The 6,875-nt window shown below is 68.6% G+C and carries 7 protein-coding genes, 1 pseudogene and 1 riboswitch; all 8 genes and pseudogenes read left to right on the top strand.

Features of this window, described 5'->3' with window-relative positions; genetic code table 11:
* Positions 1-382: 382 nt before the first annotated feature.
* A riboswitch (guanidine-I (ykkC/yxkD leader) is annotated at positions 383-487 on the top strand.
* A 44-nt stretch (positions 488-531) separates the two neighbouring features.
* Positions 532-1,539: an ABC transporter substrate-binding protein gene (locus ACCC94_RS26525; RefSeq protein WP_413352589.1), complete on the top strand. Its 1,008-nt coding sequence runs from the start codon at positions 532-534 to the stop codon at positions 1,537-1,539.
* A gap of 54 nt (positions 1,540-1,593) precedes the next feature.
* Positions 1,594-2,616, top strand: a complete 1,023-nt coding sequence (locus tag ACCC94_RS26520; protein ID WP_413352588.1) for a fatty acid desaturase family protein — start codon at positions 1,594-1,596, stop codon at positions 2,614-2,616.
* A gap of 2 nt (positions 2,617-2,618) precedes the next feature.
* Positions 2,619-3,392 carry an SDR family NAD(P)-dependent oxidoreductase gene (locus ACCC94_RS26515; protein ID WP_413352587.1) on the top strand — a complete coding sequence of 258 codons (774 nt, stop codon included), beginning with the start codon at positions 2,619-2,621 and terminating at the stop codon, positions 3,390-3,392.
* Positions 3,392-4,141 carry an SDR family NAD(P)-dependent oxidoreductase gene (locus tag ACCC94_RS26510; protein WP_413352586.1) on the top strand — a complete coding sequence of 250 codons (750 nt, stop codon included), beginning with the start codon at positions 3,392-3,394 and terminating at the stop codon, positions 4,139-4,141. The genes ACCC94_RS26515 and ACCC94_RS26510 overlap by 1 nt, the downstream gene beginning before the upstream one ends.
* Positions 4,141-5,016 carry a DMT family transporter gene (locus tag ACCC94_RS26505; protein ID WP_413352585.1) on the top strand — a complete coding sequence of 292 codons (876 nt, stop codon included), beginning with the start codon at positions 4,141-4,143 and terminating at the stop codon, positions 5,014-5,016. Before ACCC94_RS26510 ends, ACCC94_RS26505 begins: the two co-directional genes overlap by 1 nt.
* Positions 5,013-5,777 carry a creatininase gene (locus tag ACCC94_RS26500; RefSeq protein ID WP_413352584.1) on the top strand — a complete coding sequence of 255 codons (765 nt, stop codon included), beginning with the start codon at positions 5,013-5,015 and terminating at the stop codon, positions 5,775-5,777. The genes ACCC94_RS26505 and ACCC94_RS26500 overlap by 4 nt, the downstream gene beginning before the upstream one ends.
* The gene (locus tag ACCC94_RS26495; RefSeq protein WP_413352583.1) at positions 5,774-6,412 is read left to right on the top strand and encodes a cysteine hydrolase family protein; all 639 of its coding nucleotides are present in this window, start codon (positions 5,774-5,776) and stop codon (positions 6,410-6,412) included. The genes ACCC94_RS26500 and ACCC94_RS26495 overlap by 4 nt, the downstream gene beginning before the upstream one ends.
* 2 nt (positions 6,413-6,414) lie before the next feature.
* Positions 6,415-6,875, top strand: a pseudogene (locus tag ACCC94_RS26490) (hypothetical protein); the annotation flags it as partial.

Raw genomic sequence — 6,875 nt, 5'->3', positions numbered from 1 at the left:
CCCCCCTCCCTTTTTTTTTTAATGATCGGGCGCCCACCGAGTTCTACACCTCTCTTTTCGTCGGCAGGGTCATATGTTTTTTAATGACTCGGGAGGCGGCCGGGGTGTTCGTAGCCCCGGCGGCCGCCTCGCTGCGCCGCACCGCCGCGCGCACCGCCTGATGCATCAATAGAAGGCAAGACGCATCGACTTGGTGCCGGCCGGGCGAACGGCGGCCCCCTCAGCGAACCGAGGATTTCAGCTAAGCGTTTGAAATCCCCGGTAGTTTCTCCGCATCGGGAAAACTGGCATTTCAATTGCTCAGTCCCCTGCAACGGGATGCATCACCCACGGCAAGGCAGCCACCGGGTGAGCGATCGCTGCAAGGCACACTGGAGTTGCACCACAGGCGAACTAGGGTTCCGGTCCTTCGCGAGAAGGATGTCTGGTCCGAGAGTTTTCCGGCCCTAGGGACAGGGCTACACGGCGGGAGAAAAGCCCGGGAGACGTGATGTCATCCCGTGCCGATTTCCAACCGTTAGGAGCAATGCCATGACCATGCCGCTTTCCCTGCGTTCCCTGCGCAAGACCCTGCTCGGTGCCTGTCTGCTTGCTGCCGCCGGGGTCGTGCCGCTGACGCTCCAGGCCGCCGAGAAGCTCAAGATCGGCACCGTTGTCTGGGCCGGTTACGCACCCTTCTACGTCGCCGACAAGCTCGACCTCTACAAGCCCCACGGCCTGAAGGTGGAGCTGCAGTTCTTCAACGACCCGGCACTGATTCCCACCGCCATGACCGGCGGCGCCCTCGACGGCGGCATGCTCACCTACGACCAGGTGGTCGGCGGCGTCGCCAAGGGCCAGCCCTACCGCGTGGTGATGCCCATCGACTTCTCCAACGGCGGGGACGCCATCGTCGCCGACAAGTCGATCCAGTCGGTCAGCGACTTCAAGGGCAAGAAGATCGGCTTCAACCCGCTCTCGCCGTCCGACTTCCTGCTCGCCTACGCGCTCAAGAGCCACGGCCTGAGCGACAAGGACATCAGCCCGGTGAACATGACGCCCGAGGGCATCCCCGGCGCCATGGCCTCCGGCAGCCTGCCGGTGGGCGTGACCTACGAGCCCAACGTCTCGCAGATCCTCGGCATGCCGGGCGACAAGTTCCACGTCGTGTACTCCTCCAAGGACGCGCCGGGCCTGATCACCGACGTGCTGGTGTTCAACCAGGAGGTCATCGGCAAGCGGCAGAAGGCGATCAGCGCGATGATCCAGGGCTATGCCGACGGCCTGGCCTACATGAAGGCGCACCCGGACGAGTCCGCCGAGATCATCGGCAAGGTGCTGGGCGTCAGCGCGGCCGAGGCCAAGGAGCAGATGGCGGGGGTCTACAACATCCCGCTGGGCGAGATGGCCCGCAACTTCGAGAAGTCCGACGCCACCAGCTCGTTCTTCGGCAGCGGCGCGGTGATCGCCCAGTTGCTCAAGGACAACAGCCAGATCCCGGCGATCCCCGACCTCGCGCAGACCTTCGACGCGCAGTTCGTCCAGGCACTCGCCCAGTAAGGCGCCCACCCACCGCTCCCGCCAGGAGGGCGGGAACGCCCACGGAGGTTCTTCATGTCCGCGTCCCTGTACCGCTACGCCGATGGCCGGCTGCCCAACAGCCTGGCCCTGGCCTATGCCTTCGGTGGCTACGCTGCCGGCTTCGCCCTGCTGTTCGCCGATAGCTGGCTGCTCAACGCCGCCGGTACCCTGCTGCTGGGCCACGCGATGATAGTCGCGGCGTACCTGATCCATGAATTCGCCCACGGCACCATCTTCGCCAGGCCCGCGCACAACACCTGGGCCGGCGAAGCCTGCAGCTGGCTGTGCGGCAGCTGCTACGCCGGCTTCCAGGACCTGCGCCGCAAGCACATGCGCCACCACGTCGACCGCGCCGACGTGATCACCTTCGACACCAAGGTCTTCCTCGCCCGCAGCCCGCGCTGGGTACGCAACCTGGTGCTGGCCGCGGAATGGGCCTACGTGCCGGCCATCGAGCTGATCATGCATTACTACGTGATCCTCCTGCCCTTCATCACCGACAACCCGCGCCACCGCGCCAACCGCCGCCGCGTGGCGCTGACCCTGCTGGTGCGCGGCGCACTGTTCGCGCTGGTGGCGGCGATTTCGCCCAAGGCGCTGCTGCTCTACTTCGTCGCCTGGACGCTGATGATCGTGGTGCTGCGCTTCACCGACGCCTACCAGCACACCTACGACGCCTTCGCGGTGCTGGAGGACGGCGGCAGGATTCCCGACGACAAGGCCCGCGACCGCACCTACGAGCAGATGAACACCTACTCCAACGTGGTCTCGGTGCGCTGGCCGGTACTCGACCTGCTGCTGCTCAACTTCGCCTACCACAACGCCCACCACGAGAAACCCGTGGCGCCCTGGTACCGGCTGCGCAAGCTGCACCACGAGCTGTACGGCGACGGCTACGCGCAGTTGCTGCCGATGCACCTGCTGTTCAAGGGCTTCCACCGGCACCGCCTGCGCCGCGTGGTGGATGACCACTACGGCGAGGTCGCGCCAGAGGGCAAGGACCGCGCAGACGGCTTCTACGGCGCCGTGGGCGTCTCCTTCCTGACGGCGGTCTGAGCATGATCGACTACCGGGGCAAGCGCGCCCTCATCAGCGGCGCCGCCAGCGGCATCGGCAAGGGCCTGGCGCGGGCGTTCGCCGAACAGGGCGCGACGCTGGAGCTGCTCGACCGCAACGCCGAGGCGCTGCAAGGCGTGGCGGACGAGCTGGCAGCCCTGTGCGACGTGCGCAGCGCCGCCCTCGACCTGAGTAGCAGCGACGCCATCGCCGCCTTCGCCGACAGCCGCCAGGGCAACCCGCTCGATGTGCTGATCAACAACGCCGGCGTCGAGTACGCCACGCCGCTGGAGGGCGGCAACGCCGAGACCGACCAGCGCTGGCAGGCGCTGCTGGACAACAACGTCGCCTCGATGCTGCGTCTCACCCGCGCCCTGCTGCCGCAACTGCACGCCGGCAGCAGCGTGATCAACCAGGCCTCGATCTGGGGCCTGAAGGGCGTGCCGGGCTTCTCCGCCTATGTCGCCAGCAAGCACGCGGTGATCGGCCTGACCCGCTCGCTGGCGTGGGAACTGGGGCCACGGCGCATCCGCGTCAACGCGGTGTGCCCCGGCTGGATCGCCACCGAAGCAGCCATGCGCTCGCTGCAGGTGATGGCCGACGCCAACGGCCGCAGCGAGGACGACGAGCTGGCGCAGATCCTCGCCGCCCAGGCAGTGCCGGAGCTGCTCACGCCGGCCGATCTCGCCGGCACCTTCCTGTTCCTCGGCAGCCCGCTGGCCAGCGCCATTACCGGTCAGGCGCTGTCGGTCAGCCATGGCGAGGTGATGCACTGATGAAACCGCTCGCAGGACAGACCGCGCTGGTCACCGGCGCCACCCAGGGCATCGGCCGCGCCATCGCCCTGGCACTGGCGGAGGCCGGCGCGCAGGTATGGATCAACCACCTCGACCAGCCGGATGCCGCCACCGCGCTGGTAGCGCGCATCGCCTCCACGGGTGGCCGCGCCCATGCCGTGCAGGCCGACGTCGGCGCGCCGGAGCAGGTCGCCGAGATGTTCGCCCGCCTGCTCGCCGAGGGTGAACTGGACATCCTGGTGAACAACGCCGGGATCATCCTGGAAAAACCCTTCCTCGACACCAGTGAGGATGACTGGGCGAACCTGCTGGGCGTCGACCTGCACGCCGTCTACCGCTGCTGTCGCCATGCCCTGACGCACATGCAGGCGCGCGGAAGCGGCAGCATCGTCAACATCGCCTCCGAGCTGGGCCAGCTCGGTCGCGAACGCTACGCCGCGTACTGCACCGCCAAGGCCGGGGTGATCGGCCTGACCAAGGCGCTGGCGCGGGAATTCGCCCCGCACATCCGCATCAACGGCGTGGCGCCGGGCCCGGTGGAAACGCCGATGGTCTCGGTGGAACACATGAGCGAGGCGATGATCGCCCGCGAAACCGCCATCCCTGCCGGCCGCCTCGGCCAGCCCGAGGAGATCGCCGCCGCGGTGCTGTTCCTCGTGTCGCCCGGCGCGAGCTTCTTCCACGGACAGATACTCGGCGCCAATGGCGGCGCCTGGATGGGTGCCTGATGCGTGCGGAACTCGTCCTGCTGCTCGGCGCCGCCATCTGGGGCCTGGGCTGGATGCCCCTGGCGCACTTCGCCGGCCAGGGCCTTGCCGGTATGCCGCTGGTGCTCTGCACCTATGGATTGCTCTGCGTACTGGCCGTGCCGCTGGTGCTGGGACAGCGCCGGCAGTGGTGGCCGCAGCGCGGCGCCCTGCTCGCTATCTGCCTGTTTGGCGGCTGGGCCACCGCCGGGCTGGTGGCGGCACTGTCCGAAGGCGACGTGGTGCGCGCCATGCTGCTGTTCTACCTGGCGCCGGTCTGGGGCCTGCTCGGTGGACGCCTGCTGTTCGGCGAGCGCCTGACGCCTTCGCGGCTCGGAGCCCTGGCGCTGGCCATGCTCGGCATCGCCCTGACCCTGGGCATCAGCGGCGAAACCTTCCGCCCGCTGGCCGCCAGCGACTGGCTGGCGCTTTCCGCCGGCTTCGCCTTCGCCCTCAACAACCTGGCCACCCGCGCCGCCGAACAGGTGCCGCTGGCGAGCAAGGCAGTGGTCGGCTTCATCGGCAGCGCCGCGCTGGGCGGGCTGTTCTGCCTGCTGCAAGGCACACCGCTGCCCGCTGTCGACGCCCACCAATGGCTGCAACTGGTCGGCTTCGGCCTGTTCTGGCTGGCCGCCATGGGCGCCGCCCAGTATGGCTTCAGCCATGTCGAGGCGAGCCGCGCCGCGGTGCTGGTAGTGATCGAACTGCTGGTCGCCGTGCTCACCGCCGCCTGGTTCGGCGACCGCGAACCGGGCCTGCGCGAATGGCTCGGCGGCTCCCTGGTTCTGGCGGCGGCGCTGATCGCCGCACGCCCTTCTCCTGACCTTTCTCCCACTCTCTGCGAGGCCGAATCATGACTGTCCGCATGGACCAGCTCAGCTGGGTCGAATACGCGCGCCGGGTGCGCGAGCAATCCCCCGTGGTCTTCCTGCCCTGCGGTGCCACCGAGCAGCACGGTCCGCACCTGCCGCTGGGCACCGACGCGCTGCTGGCCAGTGCGCTGTGCGAAGACGTTGCCCGCCAGGTCGACGGCCTGGTGGCGCCCGCCCTCTCCTATGGCTACAAATCGCAGCCCAAGTGCGGCGGCGGCCAGCATTTCTGCGGCACCACCAGCCTCGATGGGCAGACCCTGATCGCCCTGGTGCGCGACGCCGTGCGCGAGTTCGCCCGCCATGGCGTCACCCGCCTGGTGCTGGTGGACGGGCATTACGAGAACCAGTGGTTCGTCACCGAAGGTATCCAGCTCGCGCTGCGTGAGCTCGGGTCTTCGAGCCCCCTGGAGGTGATGCGTCTGGAGCACTGGGACTTCTGCAGCGAAGCGACGCTGAACGACGTGTTCCCCGACGGTTTCCCCGGCTTCGCCCTGGAGCACGCGGCGGTGATCGAGACCTCGCTGATGCTGCACTACCTGCCCAGCCTGGTGCGCCTGGACCTGATCCCCGACGACGGCCCGGCCGACTTCCCGCCCTACGACATGTACCCCAGCCGTACCGAGTGGGTACCGCCTTCGGGCGTGCTGTCCTCGGCGCGCGGCTCCAGTGCCGACAAGGGCCTGCGCATGGCGAAGGACATCGTGAACGGCATCGCCGGTGCGGTACGCAAGGAGTTCGCGCTGTGAGCACCGCCCTGATCGTCATCGACATGCAGCGCGACTTCTGCGCCCCCGGTGGCTACGCCGACCAGGCGGGGCTGGAAATAGGCCGCCTCCGTGCGCCTATCCCGGCCATTTCCCGGCTGTTGGACGGTGCCCGCGCGCTGGGCCTGCTGGTGGTGCATACCCGCGAAGGGCACCGCCCCGACCTCAGCGACCTGCACGAGAGCAAGCGCCGCCGCGCCGAACAGGCCGGCGCGCCCATCGGCGCACTCGGCCCATTGGGACGATTGCTGGTGCGCGGTGAACATGGCCACGACCTGATCGACGAGCTGCGCCCGCTGGCCGGCGAGCCGGTGATCGACAAGCCCGGCTACAGCGCCTTCGCCTATACCGACCTGGACCTGCTGTTGCGCCGCCGTGGCATCGGCCACCTGGTGATCTGCGGCGTGACCACCGAAGTGTGCGTCTCTTCCACCCAGCGCGCGGCTGTGGAGCTGGGCTACGCCTGTACCCTGGTCAGCGATGCCTGCGGCTCGCCGAGCGCCGAGCTGCACGCCGCCGCCCTGGCCATGGTCGAGGTGGAGGGCGGGCTGTTCGGCCGCGTGCTGGACAGCCGCTGCGTGCTCGCCGAATGGGAGGAGAACGCATGCCTGGCCTGAACATTCCCGCGGTGCCGCCCGCCTACCTGGGCGTCTGGCAGCGCACCCTGCTGACCACCACCGCAGGCACCCACGACACCAGCACCCGCGTCTACTGGCTGCAGACCGAGCGCCTGTTCGCCGACCTGCGCATCCCGCTGCCGGCACCCGAGACGCCCGATGCGCTGGCCACCCAGGCCGGGTTCGCCGGCCTCACCGAGAACACCGGCGATATCTGCCAGTGGCACCGTGCAATCGACTTCCAGCCGCCCAATGGCGGCGAGGACATCGGCCGCATGCATTTCGTGGACAGCGAAAAGCTGCTGGAAGACGGGTTGGACGGCAGCTACCACGAAGTCTGGGAGCGCCTGCCCGAATCCCTCGGGCGCAACCGTGGCACCTGGCTGCTGGGCGCCGATGGCCGCCAGGGCTGCCTGCTGCTGGCTGGCGACTGCTTCCTGTTCGCCGCCGGGCGCCGCCTGCC

Source organism: Pseudomonas sp. Pseusp97 (genome assembly GCF_047304025.1).
Taxonomy (GTDB): Bacteria; Pseudomonadota; Gammaproteobacteria; order Pseudomonadales; family Pseudomonadaceae; genus Pseudomonas.
This window is presented reverse-complemented; position numbering and strand designations above follow the sequence as displayed.

Bases quoted from the DNA above. Each gene is read 5' to 3' on its own strand.
- ACCC94_RS26505 (WP_413352585.1), top strand. From the start codon at position 4,141: ATGCGTGCGGAACTCGTCCTGCTGCTCGGCGCCGCCATCTGGGGCCTG.
- ACCC94_RS26500 (WP_413352584.1), top strand. From the start codon at position 5,013: ATGACTGTCCGCATGGACCAGCTCAGCTGGGTCGAATACGCGCGCCGG.
- ACCC94_RS26525 (WP_413352589.1), top strand. From the start codon at position 532: ATGACCATGCCGCTTTCCCTGCGTTCCCTGCGCAAGACCCTGCTCGGT.
- ACCC94_RS26510 (WP_413352586.1), top strand. From the start codon at position 3,392: ATGAAACCGCTCGCAGGACAGACCGCGCTGGTCACCGGCGCCACCCAG.
- ACCC94_RS26520 (WP_413352588.1), top strand. From the start codon at position 1,594: ATGTCCGCGTCCCTGTACCGCTACGCCGATGGCCGGCTGCCCAACAGC.
- ACCC94_RS26515 (WP_413352587.1), top strand. From the start codon at position 2,619: ATGATCGACTACCGGGGCAAGCGCGCCCTCATCAGCGGCGCCGCCAGC.